The organism is Candidatus Hydrogenedentota bacterium, assembly GCA_019637335.1.
Classification (GTDB): Bacteria; Hydrogenedentota; Hydrogenedentia; order Hydrogenedentales; family JAEUWI01; genus JAEUWI01.
Window position 1 is genome coordinate 254,657 of sequence record JAHBVV010000004.1, and the last position, 16,047, is coordinate 270,703.

Below are 16,047 nucleotides of genomic sequence, written 5' to 3' on the forward strand. Positions count from 1 at the left end.
GCCGCTGAACTTCCGGCGGCGAACATGCTACGCTTCGGGCAATCAGGAGCGCGCTGCCCGTGGCCCATTCATCGGATTTTTCGCTTCTCCCGGACCCGCCGTCCGCCCTGGCGTACGGCGATGTCGCGTTGCGCCTGGCGGATGTCGTGCCGCCCGACGTGTCGCGCGGCTTTCTTCCCTATTACCACTTCCGCATCCTCACAGCGGTCGGCATTGACGCGGGGCACATCAACCTGCGCGTCGGCGACGCCGAACGCGTGCGCTACGTGGGCCACGTGGGGTTTATGGTCGATCCCGCGCACCGGGGCCATGGCTATGCGCGCCAGGCCTGCCTAGCCCTGGCCCCCTGCGTCCGGCGATTCATGGCCTCGGCGCTCCTCACCTGCGATCCCGACAATGCGGCGTCGCGCCAGACGATCGAGCGGTTGGGCGCGCGGTTTCTCGACGAGGTGGCCATCCCGCCCGACGAATCGCCCAATCTGAAGGGCGCCACCGCGAAACGCCGATACCTGTGGACGCCCTGAGCGCGCCCCGGCGGGCGGGTTGCGGAGCTTGATCCAGGGCCGCGCCGCCGCTATCGTTTAGGGTGCAGTGAGACTTGACGAGGAGTGGTCGTGTGGCAAAGCGGCACGGGCAGGGTGTGACCGAGGAACAACTGGCGTCGTACGAGCAGCAGTGCGCGGCGCTGGGCGAGGTTTGGCGTCGGCTGGGGGCGTTGCTCCAGGCCGCGCAGTCATCCGGCGGCGGCCGTGAATCGCTTGAGGCGGAGTACCTGGCGATCCGCAGCGCGCTGGCCTGCGACTTTCCGATCCTGACCTACTGGCGCCAGGGCGGGTACGGCCTGACGGCGGGCATCAACCGGCTTACGGCGGGGGCTCCTACTCTGGAGGACCTGGCCGGGAGCGGGCGCGCCGCAGAGGGGTGGCGCGGTGTGCGGCAATCCCTGGACCGTATCGAGGCGGCGCTGCTGGAAGCGCGGCGGGCGCTGGCGGCTGGGCGTCCGGCGGCGTTGCCCCCGGAGCTGATCCAGCACGACACGCCGGTGGCGTTCCCCGTGCGGCGGATACTCCGGGCGGCGGGGATTGTGGCGGCGGTGCTTTTGGCGCTGGGGACGGCCTATTTCCTTCGGAATTTCCTGGGGGTCTGGGCGCCGGGCGCGGGCGAGGGCCTGGCCGTGACGGAGGGTATGAGCGACGAGGAGCAGATCGACGCGGTGCTGCGGACGATGTCCCGGGCCTTCGAGGAAAACAGCGTGGACCTGTTCATGACGTTGATCGCAAACGATTTCCGGGATGAAAAGGGGAATGGCCGGCGCGCGCTCCGGGTGGCGCTGCAGGCGGTAAAGGAATCGGGGGTGTTCGGGCAGGTGCGGCTGGATACGTCGCGGATGCGGATCACGCCTCGGGGGGATGTGCTGGATGTGCGGCCGCTGTATATCGAGACGCCGGACGATCGTATTACCATTCACGTGGGCTTTCGCCCGTACCGCGGGAAGCTGCTGATCGCGACGGGCAGCAGTACGTGACGTGGTACAATTACGCGCGCGGCCTCGGGCGATCGTGGCGCCCCGGCGCGCGCCCGATCCCGAAAGAAACGACAAGGCAAGACGTATGTACCGGTTGCGGCGGACCAAAGGCGAGACCGAGGGCGAGTGCTGGCCCATCGGCGCCGCCTCGATATTCATCGGCCGGAGCGGCCAGTGCGATATCACGGTCCACGATCCGACGGTGTCCCGCCGTCACTGCGAGATCTATCTTCAGAACGGCGCGGTGCACCTGCGCGATCTCGGCAGCAGCAACCTGACGCTGGTGAACGGCCAGCCGGTGAAGAACACGCCGATCGGGCCGGGCAACCGGATCACGGTGGGCACGGCGCATTTCGTGTTGGAGGAAGCGGCCAACGGGTCGGCGGAGCCGGAAGAGCCGGCGGAGGCCGCGGGGCGCCGGTCGCTGGCGGTTGACCGGAGCATGTTCGTGGACGAGAGCCGTCTGGAGGAGGTGCGGGCGCTCGGCCCGCGCGGGGTGGATGCGTTGAGCCGCCTGTTCCGGCTGGCGCGCGTGCTCAGCGAGACGCAGACTATCCAGGAGATCGCCATGCTGCTGCACGAGACGCTGGGCATCGCGTTTGAACCCGAAACCTGCTGGCTCGCGCGCTATATCGAAGAGCGCGGCACGCTGACCTTCTTCAATGCCGCGGGCGAGATTGTGGACGCGCCGGAAGACGCCCCCCGGAAGATTATCGAGGCGGCCTTCTTCCGGCGGAGCGGGCTGCTGTGGCCGGCCGAGGCGGAGGGCGTCACACAGGCGCTGGCCGCGGCGCCGCTGGTGACCCCGGAGAAGCGCGTGGGCATTGTCGTGCTGCGGAGCCAGCCGGACCAGTGGTTCAGCGACGAGGATCTGGAGCTGCTCTGCGCGATGGCGCACACGGCGGCGCCCTTCGTGAAGGCGATGGAGCGCGCCGAACAGACGCAGCTTTCCCTCAGCAAGCTCCGCAAGCAGTGGGGCCTGTAGCGGCGCGCATGCTCAGGGGCGGGTGTAGCCGCGTATCGCCTCGGTCCAGTCATCGCCTTCTTCGACAACCTCCCGGTGCAGGCCGAGGAGTGCGCGCCGCATGGCTTCCAGGCGGTCGGGTTCCGACGACGCCAGATCGTGGCGCTGGCCGATGTCCTGGCGGAGGTTGTAGAGCTCGAAGCGCGCCGGGACGGCCGTCTTGATGAAGGGCATGTCCTCCGCCGCGAGCCAGTGCGTGCGCTGGGGAACCGGATCGTCGATGAAGCCCACGATGCCCCAGTCGCCGTCGCGCAGGGCAATCTGGGGGCTGGTCCGGTAGAAGAACCAGAAGAGCGGCGTCTGGCGCTGTAGCGGCTGGCCCTGGAAGGCCGGGAGCAGGCTCGTCCCATCGATCCGCCGGTCCGCGGGCGGTTCCACACCGGTGATCGCGCAGAGTGTCGGGAGCAGATCCACCACGCCGGCGGGTTCGCCGGAGGTCGCGCCGGCGGGGATATGTCCGGGCCATCGGAACACGCCCGGCACGCGGATGCCGCCCTCCCAGACGTCCGATTTCTTGCCGCGCAAGGGGCCCTGGGAACCCTCGCGCCAGGGGCCGTTGTCCGACGCGAACACGACGACGGTGTTGGCGGCGGCCCCAAAATGGTCAAGGGTGTCGAGAATGCGCCCGATGGCGCGGTCGAGATTGGCGATATTCGCCGCGTATTCCGGGTGCTCGTGGCCCGCCGCGCGGTATTCCGCGACGAGGTCGGGCGGCGACGCGATCTTCTGGTGCGGCTCGTGGAAGGCGACATAGGCCAGGAAGGGCGGGGCGTCCGGGGCGCGGCCTTCGAGCCAGCGAATGGCCTCGGCGGCGACCAGATCGCAGGAGTAGCCCTCCAGCACGCCGAGCGGCTCACCGTTGCGGTAGAAGTTGTCCGGGTTTCGGTGCGAAGGCTCGGCGTTGTTGCGCGTGCAGAAGGTGTAGTCGAAACCGTAGGCGGCGGGCGCGGGCTGGCTCGGGCCGTCCAGGGCGCTCAGGTGCCATTTGCCGAAGAGCCCGGTGGCGTAGCCGGCGTTTTTCAGGAGGCGCGCCAGCGTGATCTCGTCCGGGGGCAAGTGCATGCCGTGATCGGGCGGGATGTAGCTGTAAACGCCCGTGCGCGGCGCGATCCGGCCGGTCAGCAGCGCCGCGCGCGAGGCGGAGCAGTTGGGGTGGCCCGCGTAAAAATCGGTGAAGCGCATGCCCTCCGCCGCGAGCCGGTCGACGTTCGGGGTCTTGATCGCGCTGCCGTAGCACCCGATATCGCCGTAACCGAGATCGTCGGCGAAGAGGATCAGGATGTTCGGCGGCGCTTCCGCCGGCGACGGCGGCGCGGCGAGGACGGCGAGCAAAAACAATGGGGTGTAACGGAGGCGAAACATGGCGGAGGTCCTCGGCTGCGGCGACCACGACATTATGAACGAGGCGGGAGGCGGCGGACCAGTTTCGGAACCGGCCCCGGATGTTGTGGCGGCGGGGCGGGATGCGCCGCGCGCGGGGACGGATCGCGCCGTTGGAACCGCGCGCGGGCGGTGTGCTGTAATGGCGTCGGCTCCGCGGGGAGACAATCGACGCAGGAACCCAAACGAGGAGGGCAGTAACTTGGAGTGGTATTACGCGCGTGGGGATGATCGCATGGGCCCGGTGGACGACGCCGAGTTCGATGCGCTGGTGGCGTCGGGCGTCATTGACGTGGATACGCTGGTGTGGCGCGACGGGATGGTGGACTGGGCGCCCCTGCGCGAAGCCGCGCCGGACGCGGGCCCGCAACCGGCGGGCGAGATGTGGTCTGGCGAATGGGCGGGCGAGGCCGCGCTCCGGCCCTGCGCCGAGTGCGGGCGGAGTTTTCCGGCGGGGGAGATGGTCGCGTACGAGAACGACCTGATCTGCGCGGACTGCAAGCCGGTGTACTTCCAGCGGATCCGCGAGAGCGGCGTCCTCCCCGGCCAGATGCCGTACGCGGGGTTCTGGATCCGGTTTGCGGCGCGATTCGTGGACGGGGTGATCATCGCCGTGGTGAACATCCCGCTTTCGGTGTTGCAGCAGGTGCTGATCATGCGGATGGCGTCGCGGCAGGGGGACGCGCCGGCGTCCGAGATGATGATGATAGGCGTTGTGGCGGTATTCTGGATCATTTCGATACTAATCGGCCTTACGTACGAAACCTATTTCGTCGGCAAATTCGCGGCGACACCGGGCAAGATGGTCTGCGGGCTGAAGGTGGTGATGAGCGACGGAGGCCGGGTCAGCTACGGCCGCGCGCTGGGCCGCTACTTCGCCACGATCGTGAGCCAGCTTACGCTGATGATCGGCTTTATCATGGCGGCGTTCGACGCGCAGAAGCGCGCGCTCCACGATCACATTTGCGACACGCGCGTGATCCGGGCGCGCTGAGGGGGCGGCATGCGCAAGACCATCGTGCGATGCGGATCCTGCGAATCCGCGCTGGCGCTTCCGCCGGTTCCGGGCGCGGGGACCCTTGGCTGCCCCGTGTGCCGGACCGCCTCGCGGGTTTGGGTCTATCCGGCGCTGTTTCGGGAAACCGCCGGGGACCGTGGCCAGCGCCTGCTGGACGAAAGCCAGGCGAGTTGCATGAACCACCCGGACAAACAGGCGACGGTGGTGTGCGACGGTTGCGGGAAGTTCCTGTGCGGGCTGTGCGATGTGGACTGGAACGGCGAGCACCTGTGCGCGCCGTGCGTCCAGCGCCGTGCGAAAGGGGGAGCCGCGGGGCGGGGACGGAACGCCTACATCCACTACGACAGCCTGGCGCTGGGGGTGGTGCTGCTCTCGATTATCACGATGCCGTTCTTCGGGCTGGGCGGTTTCATTGCGCCGGTGACATTTTATGTGGCGTGGCGTTACTGGCGGGAGCCCTGGCGCCCGGTGCCGCACCGGCGCTGGGCCATGGTGCTGGCGGTGCTGCTGGCGGGCCTGATTTTCGTCACCTGGGCCGCGTTTATTGTGTATGCCGTCGCGGAACTGCTGTAACGCCGCGTTGCCGCGAACCGAGGATACGCCGATATGGAAACTGCAAGCCGGCTGCCGGGCCGTTCCGTCAAGTATTTCGGCTGGGCCGCGCAACGCCAACAACTCTGGCTGACGGAAGAATACCTCCTGAGCCGGGAGATCGCGCTGTTTCAGGAAGAGGTGCGCCGCTACTACTACCGGGACATTCAGGCGGTGGTGCTGGGCCCGTCACCGAGCTGGAAGACCTGCAACTGGCTTGCGGGGTCGCTGCTGGTTTTTCTCTCGGGGTGCGCCGTGTTCGCCGCCGCGCTGGGGAGCACGCCCGCGTATGTGTTCGCCTTGTTTTGCGCGGCGGCGCCGCTGGGGATTCTGCTGGGGAACCTGGTGCTCGGGCCCACGTGCCGCGTGACCCTGTACACGGCGGCCGCGGAGGCGCCGCTCTATTCCCTGGGGCGCCGCCGGAGCGCGGAAAAGGCCCTGAACCGGCTGGCGCCGTTTATTGAGGCGGCGCAGCGGGACATGGCCCCGCCCGCCGGCCCTGAAACGGGCGCGCCGGACGCCGCGGCGTCCGCGGCGGAGGAAGTCAGTTCGCCGCCGCCGCCCGCGCCCGATCCATCAGGTCCGTGAAGCGCTTGAAGAGGTAGCGGCTGTCGTGGGGTCCGGGGGAGGACTCGGGGTGGTACTGGACGCTGAAGAGGGGCTTGGTCTTGTGCGCCATGCCGGAGCAGGTGTTGTCGTTGAGGTGGGTATGCGTCACCACGACCTGCTCCGGATCGAGGGAGCCGGGGTCCACGGCGAAGCCGTGGTTCTGCGCGGTAATCTCAACCTGCCCGTTCTCGTGGAACTGGACCGGCTGGTTGCCGCCGCGGTGTCCGAACTTCAGCTTGTAGGTGGAGCCGCCGAGGGCGTGGGCCAGAATCTGGTGGCCGAGGCAGATGCCGAACAGGGGAATATCGGCGTCAATCAGGCGCTGGATCGTCGGGAAGATGTAGGGGAGCGCGGCGGGGTCGCCGGGGCCGTTGGAGAGGAAGACGCCATCGGGTTCCCGGGCCAGGATGTCGTCGGCGCTTGTGGTCGAGGGCATCACGGTGACGTGGCAGCCCGCCTCGGCCAGGAGCCGCAGGATGTTCTGCTTGATGCCGAAATCGAGGGCGACGACGTTATACCGCGCCTCGCCATCCGCCGGGAACTCGTAGGGTTCGTTGACGGTCACGTCCTTCACCAGGTCCTGGCCGGCCATGCTCGGCGCGGCCTGGGCCTTGGCGACGAGGGAGGCGCCGTCGAGATCCTGCGTGCTGATGACACAGCGGAGCGCGCCCTTGACGCGGAGGAGCTTGGTGATTTTGCGGGTGTCCACGCCGTCAATCGCCACCACGCCGTTGTCCTTCAGATATTGGGGGAGCGAATGGGTGGCGCGGTGGTTGCTCGGCTCGAAGCAGCATTCGCGCATGACGAAACCGCTGACGAAGGGGCGGCGGGACTCGACGTCCTCCGCGTTGACGCCGTAGTTGCCGATGTGGGGGTAGGTCATGGTGACGACCTGGCCGGCGTAGGAGGGATCGGTCAGGATTTCCTGGTACCCCGTCATGCTGGTGTTGAACACCAGTTCGCCGGTGGCTTCCCCGGCGGCGCCCACGGCGCGGCCTTCAAACACGGTTCCATCTTCGAGTGCGAGCAGGGCTTTCACATCGTACTCCCGGGGGGGTTGGGGCTGGCCTCAAGATCGCGGTAGTATAGCAAACGCCGGGGCCGGGTTTCCTGATCCCGGCGCCATGCGCACTGGAATTGGCGGCGCCGGGCCTGGCCGCCGGTTTGCCGCCGCACGAAAGGACACGCCATGAACCTGAACCTTACGGATCGCGCCGCGGCGGTCCTGGCGTCGTCCGCCGGCATCGGGCGGGGCATCGCCGCCGCGCTGGCCGCGGAAGGGGCGCGCGTCGCCATTTCGGGGCGCGACCCAAAGCGGATCGAGCACACCGTGGCGGAGATGCGGGAACAATTCGGGGACCGGGTTTTCGGCGAAGCCCTGGATGTGACCGATGGGCCGGCGCTCGAAGCGTACCTGCACCGGGTTCGCGAGCGCTTCGGGGCGGTGGATATCCTGGTGACCAACGCGGGCGGCCCGCCTCCGGGGCCGGCGGCCGACCTGAGTCTGGAAGCGCTCGACGCCGCCTGCGAACTGACGCTGAAATCGGCGGTCCGCGCGATCCGCACGGTGCTGCCCTGGATGCGGGCGCGGAAATGGGGGCGGATCATTGCGGTGACGTCCAGTTCGGTGCGGGAGCCGATTCCGAACCTGGTGCTGTCGAATATCTTCCGGCCCGCGCTCACCGGGTACTTGAAGACCCTGGCCGGCGAAGTGGCGCGGGACGGGGTGCTGGTGAATAGCGTGTGCACGGGGGCCTTTGACACGGACCGGATGCGTTCGCTCTGTCAGGCGCGCGCGGATGCGGCGGGCATGCCGTTGGAGGCGGTGTTGCGGCAGGCGGGCGAAGTGCTTCCGGTGGGCCGTATTGGCAGCCCGGCGGAGTTTGGGGCGCTGGTGGCCTTTCTGGCGTCGGACCAGGCCGCATTCCTCACGGGCGCGGCGATTCCACTGGATGGCGGCGCCAGCCACGGCCTGTTCTGAGCCGGGTCAGGATTTCAGGTCCGGGGCTTTCACGATGGCCTTGATGGTCAGTTCGCGGATTTCCAGGGGGCCGCCCTTCACGAGGGCGGCGTCTTCCGGGGTCACCGGGGTGGCCATATCCAGGTCCTTGATCACGATTTTCGCCATGCTATTCGTCTCCTTGCCTTCGGGCTCCGTACAGTGCTTCTTGCTCGCGGTTCACGGGTCCGCCGAATGCGCTCGTAATTCAACACGACCACTCCGGCCCGGGCAAACCATGCTGGCCGTTGCCGGCCGGCGTCCGCACTTTCCATGGGGTCTCATCGGCGTTTTCGCCGGTGTGCATCAGGTACTGAGCAATTTCCGGGCCAGAACCCGACAATTTCCGGCAAGCCCCTGTCTTGACGGCGCTTACAAGAGAGCGGCTGGGTCCAAGTCCGTGGCCAGCCCCCGGTACGGGAGCCCGGTGATGGCGCCAGGACGATGCCGTGGCGTCAGAATTGGACTATCGGCAACAAACGAACGGAATGAAGCACCCACCGGTGTACTGGCGTCTATACACAAGCGCAGCAATCACATGAAGTCTTGCGCACCTCCTGCCGCGGACACGAATGTCCGCGATCCTTTGCACCTTCCGGCGCATTGGACAGGCGGGACGCCTATCCTACATTTGCGCCTTTCGGCGCTGAACACAGCCGAGACGCCCGCCTCCGGCGCGTCATTGAGTTGTGCCACTTTCCCTTCGGGGTGGTTTTGGTGGGGTGAGGGGAACTTTTTGGAGGTGGGCTCACTTTGACGCGGACACGAATGTCCGCGATCCCTGGATTCACGCTCTCTTGACCGAGACATGCTTTCACACCGGGGGCGCCTCATTCCGCTAAAGCGCTAAAAATGCGATTGCCCCGGCGATACCGGTTGACAAGCGCGGCTGATCCCGATTAGACTGCCAACGTACGGGGAGCAGTAGTACGTAGCAGCAGTGTGTGGCCGTCCCATGCCGCCTGGCTCGGATATGGACGCGCCTTCCTGATGGATCATGCGCCGCGTGCGGGCGCCGGAGCGAGCAATGGGAACGGGAACACCCCTGAAACAGGCGCTGCCGCCCTTCAGCAGCCGTTTCACGCCTTCGCTTCCGGAATTGCTTGCGGAACTCGATTGTTCGCTGGCGCTTACGACGTACCAGGCGGGGAAGGTGGTGCTTGTCAGTTCGGATGGCGAACGGCTGATCCAGCTGCCGCGAAGCTTTGATACGCCGATGGGCCTGGCGCTGTCGGGGGATCAGATGGCGGTGGCGACGCGGCATGGCGTAACGATGCTCGCGAACGACGCGCGGCTTGGGGCGAGCTACCCGCGCAAGCCGGGCTATTACGACAGCCTTTTTCTGCCCCGATCCGTGCATTACTGCGGCCAGCTCAACATTCACGATATTGGGTTTGGCCGTGATGGGCTGGTGGGGGTCAACACGCTTTTTTCCTGCCTCTTCCGCCTCGATGCGCGGCACAGTTTTGTTCCGGTGTGGCAGCCGCCATTTATCACGAAGCTGGCGCCGGAGGACCGTTGCCATCTGAACGGCATGGCGCTTGTCGACGGGGCGCCGCGCTACGTGACGGCCCATGGCGCGACGGACACGCCGCAGGGCTGGCGGGACGCGAAATTGAACGGGGGCGTGCTGGTGGATGTGGAAACGAACGCAATTATCGCGCGGGATCTGCCGATGCCGCATTCTCCGCGCGTGTACAATGGGTCGCTCTACGTGCTTCTATCGGCGTCGGGTGAGCTGGCGCGTGTGGACACGGAGACGGGGACGTGGGAGACGGTAACGCGTATGCCGGCGTTTGTGCGCGGGCTGGCGCGGATCGGGGATCACGTATTCATCGGGTGTTCGCTGCTGCGGAAGACGCATACCTTCGGGGATTTGCCGCTGGCGCGCGAGCAGAAGATATTCTGCGGGGTACTGGCGGTGCACCTGCCGACGGGGGCGGTGGTGGGGCAGCTGGAATATCTGAATTCCTGCGAAGAGATCTACGATGTTCAGGTGTTGCCGGGACTTCGCCGGCCCGGGATTCTGGGCACGCTGAACGACGTGCACCTGCGGGGGCTTTCGCTACCGGAAACGACCTACTGGGGCAGCGCGGATGAACCGCGAGAACCTGCCGGACCCCCGGGCCCGGACACGGAGGCCACGTGATGATCGGGATACCGTCGCACAAGCGGGAAGAGCGGCCCGCACTCGAATTGCCCCGGGAGGAGATGGAGGCCGCCTCGGCGGCGCTGCGGCGTCATCTGGCGGCGCAACGGCTGCCCGCGCTGCAGGGCCTGGAGGGCGGGGAGCGCCGCTGGGCCTCGCTCCGAGGCTTCCTGCGCCGGTTCACGACCCGCGGTGCGTTCTACCGGCACTGCCGCCGGCGAATGTACGCGGCGCTGCTCCCGTACTGGTCGGGCGGGCGCGGCGCGCTGAAGGCCTTTGTCCGCCAGTTTCTTCACCCGCACCGGCGCAATGTTTCGCTGCTTGCGGGGGTGGCGTATTGCGCGCGGGCGCCGCTGCTGCTGGCGGCGGCGGTTCTGGCGACGCTGGCGGGCCCCGCCCCGGCGCAATCCGGCCCGTACTATGTGCAGCAGGCGGGGCTGTCGAATCCGCTGGCCGGCCTGGGCGGGGAGGAGGGGGCGAACCGGCCCGCGTTTGTGGACATTGACGGCGACGGCGACCTGGACGTGTTTGCGCTTACGCCCGATCGGCGCATCGCCTTTTTCCGGAACACGGGCAGCGCGGAAAATCCCGTGCTCGAACGCCGGGAACCATCGGAGAATCCGCTGGGCGCGATCGAATTGCGGAGCTCCCGAGCATTTCTACTGTTTGCCGACCTGGATGGGGACGGGGACGCGGACGCCATTCTGGCGGAAGCGTACCTGGGCGAGTCCGTCCGGTATTTCGAGAACACGGGCACGTCCGCATCGGCGCGGTACGTGGAGCGGGAGGGGGCGGAGAACCCATTGAGCGGGCTGTTCGGTTACGCCAGTTTGCGCGGCCTCGCCCTGGGCGATCTGGATGGCGACGGCGACTTGGACTTGTTGACTGGCCACGGGTACGGCGATCCCGTGCGCTACCATGAAAACACGGGCACAGCGCAATCGCCGATCTTTACCGAACGGTTGGCGGCGGACAACCCGTTCACGGGCACGTTGAGCTCGGGCGTTTATTTCGGGCCGCTGTTATCCGATTTTGACGGCGACGGCGATTTGGACGTGTTGGTGGTGGCGGGCGGCTCTTATACGTACGGGTACACGCTGGGCCGGGTCCAGTACATCGAAAACCGGGGGAGCGCGACCGCCCCAACCTTTCAGCGCGCGTTGGGCGGCTCGAACCCGTTCGCGAACGTGTCGCTTTCGGGCGGAACCCCCTGGTTGGCCTGGGCGGATATGGACGGCGACGGCGACACCGACCTGTTCGCGGGATCGGGAGTGGCGTACAGCTTCTTCAATCTGGGCCAGGGCCAGGTGCAGTACTACGAAAACACGGATACCGCATTGCGCCAGTCGTTTTCGGCGCATTCCCTGGCGACGAGCCCGTTTGCTGGGATTGAGTCCGGTTATCGGTCCGGGGTGGTGTTTGCGGATCTGGATCAGGACGGCGACCTCGACATGATCGCCGGGCAGGCGTTCGGCAGGCCCCGCCTCTTCCTGAACACGACGTATCCCGACGGGCGGACCTTTATCCCGGCGCCCGAGGGATCCGATCCATTCGCCGATATCCCCAACGCGTATGGCTTGCCCGCCGCCGGCGATTTGGACGGGGATGGCGACCTCGATCTTATCCTTACGCGGCCTTCCGGCGAGATCGTGTACTATGAGAATACCGGTTCGGCGTCGTCCCCCGCGTTTGTGGAGGTTTCCGGCGACGCGAGCCCCTTCTTCGAATTAATAGCGGGGGTATCGGGCGCATCCTCGGCCCTTGCGGATTTGGATGGCGACGGGGACCTCGATCTGGTTGTTGCGGCGCCTGACTCGAATGTGCGCTATTTTCTGAATATTGGAACGGCGCAGTCGGCGATGTTCGCCGAGCAGACGGGGAGCGACAATCCGTTCGAGCAGGTGCTGCTGCAATACGGCGCGTTTCTGAGCTTCGGTGATCTGGACGGCGATGGTGATCTGGATATGATGGCGGCTCCCGCGTCCGGCGCGGGATACCACATCGACCGGGTGCAGTATTTCGAGAACTTTGGTACGCCGGCGGCGCCGGTGTTCTCACCATTGAGCGGGGTAGATCACCCGCTCGGCGCGATGACGGCCTCGCTTCGCCGCCTTCCCGCGCTGGGCGACATCGACGGCGATGGTGACGTGGACGTGGTTCTCGTCGGCGATTACAGCGGGACGTCCCGGGACTTCCTGTACATCGAGAACCGGGGGTTGATTCCGGTTCCGGCGTTCGAGCTCCAGCGCGAAGCGCGGAACCCGCTTTCCGCGCTGAACCGTGATTACCGGTTCTCCACGCCGGTATTCGGCGACATCGACGGGGACGGCGACGACGATCTGTTTGTGACGAGCCTGACGGGGCGCGTTCGGTTCTTTGAGAATACGGGTTCCCGCCTGGCCCCGCGCTACGTGCAGCGCACAGGATCCGCGAACCCGCTCGAATTGCTGGACGCCGCTGGGGGGAGCGGGGGCGGGATTGCGCTGGGGGATCTGGATGGGGACGGCGATCTGGACGTCATCGCGCCGGGCGCGGGCGGTCAGGGCGCGCGTTTCCTGGAGAATACGGGCACGGCGCTCGCCCCGGTGTTTGTGGAGGTGATCGGCGAGTCCAATCCGGTAGCGGGCGTAGCTCCGTACACGCTGCAATTTGTACTGGCCGACGTGGACGGCGATGGGGATCTCGATCTTTTCGGGATCCACCCCTACTATCAGGGCGCGAAGGGCGGTTCGGGGTACGGTGGCGTGGCGCGCTACTACGAGAACACCGGCACGCCCTCGGCGCCGGTCTTTACGGAGCGGACGGGGGCGGCCAACCCGGTTTCCGGCCTGGAGGGCGGCTCATTTGCGCTGTTCCTGGCGTTCGGCGACGTGGACGGCGATGGCGACCTCGATCTGGTTTTTCCAGGCGCCGCCCCTGGCGGCGAGTACGGCCTGGCGACGGAGGTGATCTTCGCGGAAAACACGGGAACGCGTTCGGCGCCCGTGTTTACGATCCGCCGCGGGCCACTAAACCCGTTTGATGGCGTGCGCGCGGGCTTCTTGTGTGGCGCGGCGTTGCGGGATTTGGACGGGGACGGCGATCTTGATCTGGTTACGGGCCGTGAAAGCGGCGCGCTGCAGTACTTCGAGAACCGGACAGCTCCGCCGCCCGTGGTCTATCGGGGGCGCACGGGGGCCGATAACCCGCTCGACGGCGTGGCGGTCGGCTACGCGGTCCAACTGGCGTTTGTCGATATCGACGCGGACGGCGATCTGGATCTGTTCCTGACCGAGATCCCGCCGGGGGGAGATATATACGACAAGGGTTACGGTTCCGGCGCGCGCGTACGCTACTTCGAGAACACCGGCTCCCCGACGGCCCCGGCCTTTGCGGAGCGCGAGGGCGCGGCCAATCCCTTCGACGGCGTGGTATTCAGCACGGCGCTGCCGGCGCTTGCCTTTGCCGATGTGGACGAGGATGGCGATCTGGACGCGCTGGCGGCCAACTTCCAGGGTTTGCCGCAGTATTTCGAGAACGCGGGGTCCGCCAGCAACCCGGTCTTCAACCCGGTGGCGCTCCACGACAGCCCCTTCGGCGACTTGTTTGGGGAGGGCGGCATCTCGCGGTTCCATTTCGTGGACGCGGACGGCGACGGGGATTTGGATCTTATCGCTTTCCGGCTGTTCTATGGAAGCGCAGTCACCTATTACGAGAACACGGGAGGCGCGCCGCGCTTCCGGGAGAGCGCGGACAACCCGCTGGCCGGTCTCCGCAGCGCCGGCGGCATTCTGGGCTACTTGACCTACGGCTTCGCGACCGTGGGGGACCTGGACGGCGATGGCGATCTCGATGTCTTCTACACGGACTTCGGCGCGTACTACGGCGAGACTCCCAGCCGCATCCGCTACGCCCAGAACCTGCGGCCGGCCCTTCCCGGGACGTTCGAGGAGATATCCGGCGTTGCGAATCCGTTTAACGGTTTCCGGACGGGCGTGTTTTCTTCGCCGGTGTTGGTGGATATCGATGGGGACGGCGATCTGGATGCCTTCGCGGGCGGGCCGCTCTCCAGCTCCGGGGGTTCCGCCCCGATGTTGTTCTTCGAGAATGTTGCCGGGGCTCCCAGCGAGCCGCCGCCGGTGGAAGAGGCGGCCGCCACGCTGCTGGCGGGCTTCGCAGCTGCCGACGCGAACGGCGATGGGCGGCTGAGCCTGGCGGAGGCGCAGGCGTACCTGGCGTCGATTACGCCGGAGATCTTTGCCGCGCTTGACGCCAATGGCGACGGCTTTCTGGTGCAAGCAGAGCTGACGACCACGACCGATCCGCCGTGCGACGATCCGGATCTGGACAGCGATGGCGATGGACTCTCGGACTGTGACGAGGCGGCGGCGGGAACCGATCCGGCGAATCCGGACACGGACGGTGACGGGATGCCGGATGGCTTCGAGGTCGAGTATGGCCTTGATCCGCTGGATCCGTCGGACGGCGACGAGGATCTGGATGGCGACGGGTTGACGAACTATGAAGAATTCCAGGAGGAAAGCGATCCGTCAGACGGGAACGACCCGAATCCGACGATAATCGTGTCGCCGGCGGGATCGGACGAGTACGACGGCACGGCGGCGCGCCCGCTGATGACGATAGGCGCGGCGCTGGATCTGCACGCGATGAATGGCGGCGGGCCGGTGCGCATCATTCTGGAGGAAGGCATCTACCCCGGCGACGCCGTGTTGAGTCCCGGCGTCACGCTGGCCGGCCGGCAGGGGGCCGTGGCCGTAATCGAGGGCCAGATCGTTGGCGCGGATGGCGCGCGGGTCGAGGACGTGGAGATCCAGTCGATGTCCGAAGAGGACGTGTTGCTGGATCTGAACGGCAGCGCCATGAGCGTACGCCGCGTGAAGTTCACGGGCATGCCGTCGGCCCGGGGCGGCACCGGTATCGACGCGCGGGGATCCGGGGCGTCCCGTTCGCTTATCGAGCGCTGCGACTTCACGGACCTGGGTGTTGGCGTAGACATCTCGGGCGGCGTGCCGGTGATCCGGAAGTCGCTGTTCCGCGATCCCTCGGTGGCGGGCATTTACGTCCGGAGCACGGCGATGGTTGATGACTCCGGGCTGAGCGCCAGCAATGACGCGGGCAGCGGTTTCAATACCTTCAACTTCCAGACCGAGATCGAGGCGCCCGTGGAGACGCCGGTTGCGGTGCTGAATGAAACGGGCGTCACGCTCCGGATGGAGAACAACGACTGGGGCACGGACGATCCGGCGGAGATCGACGCCCTGATTCAGGGCCCGAAGGACTTCGAGCCGTTCCTGGCGAAGGGATCGGCGATTCTCGCGTCGACGGTAATCTGCACGGTCTGGGACCAGCACGATCAAAAGCGGCTGGTGACGGCCAAGGTGTCGCTCCAGGGCAGCGCGTACAATCCCGTGGAGCGGAATGACAACGGGGTGTATGTGTTCCCCTCGGTGCCGGAAGGGAGCTACTCGGTTCGCAGCGAGGCCAACGGTTACACCACCTTCACGGTTTCGGCCCCGGTTGGCGGCGGGATGATCGTGCCGGTTTCCGCGCCAATGCGGGCCGCCAGTACGCCGCCGCCGCCGCCCGGCGAAAATCCCGATCCTCCGAAGCAGCCGGCGGCGTGCCACGGCGTTGGCGCGTCCGGGACCGGCGTCTCGGGCGGAGACGCGCTGATGGCCCTGTTGCTGTTGGCGATGCTGTTCGGTTGTTCCCGGCGCACGCGGGATGGCGAGGACACCGCATGACCGGGAAG

12 protein-coding genes are annotated in these 16,047 nt (G+C 66.9%); 9 read left to right on the forward strand and 3 right to left on the reverse strand.

Annotated features, from left to right (window positions below):
* The first annotated feature begins 59 nt into the window (after positions 1-59).
* The 3 genes from KF886_07685 to KF886_07695 all read left to right on the forward strand — a co-directional run bounded on the left by KF886_07685 (position 60) and on the right by KF886_07695 (position 2,510).
* Complete coding sequence (locus tag KF886_07685; GenBank protein ID MBX3177223.1) at positions 60-524, forward strand: GNAT family N-acetyltransferase; 465 nt, start codon at positions 60-62, stop codon at positions 522-524.
* Between the two features lie 92 nt (positions 525-616).
* Complete coding sequence (locus tag KF886_07690) at positions 617-1,525, forward strand: hypothetical protein (GenBank protein MBX3177224.1); 909 nt, start codon at positions 617-619, stop codon at positions 1,523-1,525.
* A gap of 85 nt (positions 1,526-1,610) precedes the next feature.
* Positions 1,611-2,510 (forward strand): FHA domain-containing protein, encoded by a 900-nt coding sequence (locus KF886_07695; GenBank protein MBX3177225.1) that lies wholly within the window; start codon positions 1,611-1,613, stop codon positions 2,508-2,510.
* Positions 2,511-2,522: 12 nt separating this feature from the next.
* Here KF886_07695 and KF886_07700 read toward each other — a convergent pair whose 3' ends face one another.
* Positions 2,523-3,911 (reverse strand): sulfatase-like hydrolase/transferase, encoded by a 1,389-nt coding sequence (locus KF886_07700; protein ID MBX3177226.1) that lies wholly within the window; start codon positions 3,909-3,911, stop codon positions 2,523-2,525.
* A 220-nt stretch (positions 3,912-4,131) separates the two neighbouring features.
* On the opposite strand from KF886_07700, the gene KF886_07705 reads away from it, so the two are divergent.
* From KF886_07705 to KF886_07715, 3 genes are read left to right on the forward strand one after another with little or no spacing between them, the layout of a single operon-like run.
* On the forward strand, positions 4,132-4,923 hold the full coding sequence (locus KF886_07705) for an RDD family protein (GenBank protein MBX3177227.1): 792 nt from the start codon (positions 4,132-4,134) through the stop codon (positions 4,921-4,923).
* 9 nt (positions 4,924-4,932) lie between these two features.
* Positions 4,933-5,520 carry a B-box zinc finger protein gene (locus tag KF886_07710; GenBank protein MBX3177228.1) on the forward strand — a complete coding sequence of 196 codons (588 nt, stop codon included), beginning with the start codon at positions 4,933-4,935 and terminating at the stop codon, positions 5,518-5,520.
* Positions 5,521-5,553: 33 nt separating this feature from the next.
* Positions 5,554-6,126: a hypothetical protein gene (locus tag KF886_07715; GenBank protein ID MBX3177229.1), complete on the forward strand. Its 573-nt coding sequence runs from the start codon at positions 5,554-5,556 to the stop codon at positions 6,124-6,126.
* On the opposite strand, the gene carA is transcribed toward KF886_07715, so the two are convergent.
* On the reverse strand, positions 6,083-7,186 hold the full coding sequence (gene carA, locus KF886_07720) for a glutamine-hydrolyzing carbamoyl-phosphate synthase small subunit (GenBank protein ID MBX3177230.1): 1,104 nt from the start codon (positions 7,184-7,186) through the stop codon (positions 6,083-6,085). The two genes, KF886_07715 and carA, sit on opposite strands and share 44 nt — an antisense overlap.
* A 150-nt stretch (positions 7,187-7,336) precedes the next feature.
* On the opposite strand from carA, the gene KF886_07725 reads away from it, so the two are divergent.
* Entirely contained in the window at positions 7,337-8,128 is a 792-nt protein-coding gene (locus KF886_07725; protein ID MBX3177231.1) for an SDR family oxidoreductase, read from the forward strand.
* Positions 8,129-8,134: 6 nt separating this feature from the next.
* On the opposite strand, the gene KF886_07730 is transcribed toward KF886_07725, so the two are convergent.
* Positions 8,135-8,275: a hypothetical protein gene (locus tag KF886_07730; GenBank protein ID MBX3177232.1), complete on the reverse strand. Its 141-nt coding sequence runs from the start codon at positions 8,273-8,275 to the stop codon at positions 8,135-8,137.
* 898 nt (positions 8,276-9,173) lie between these two features.
* Here KF886_07730 and KF886_07735 point away from each other — a divergent pair.
* Both KF886_07735 and KF886_07740 read left to right on the forward strand, forming a co-directional pair.
* Entirely contained in the window at positions 9,174-10,295 is a 1,122-nt protein-coding gene (locus tag KF886_07735; protein ID MBX3177233.1) for a TIGR03032 family protein, read from the forward strand.
* A complete protein-coding gene (locus KF886_07740) occupies positions 10,295-16,039 on the forward strand; it encodes a VCBS repeat-containing protein (GenBank protein ID MBX3177234.1) in 5,745 nt (1,914 codons plus the stop codon). Before KF886_07735 ends, KF886_07740 begins: the two co-directional genes overlap by 1 nt.
* The last annotated feature ends 8 nt before the right edge of the window (positions 16,040-16,047 follow it).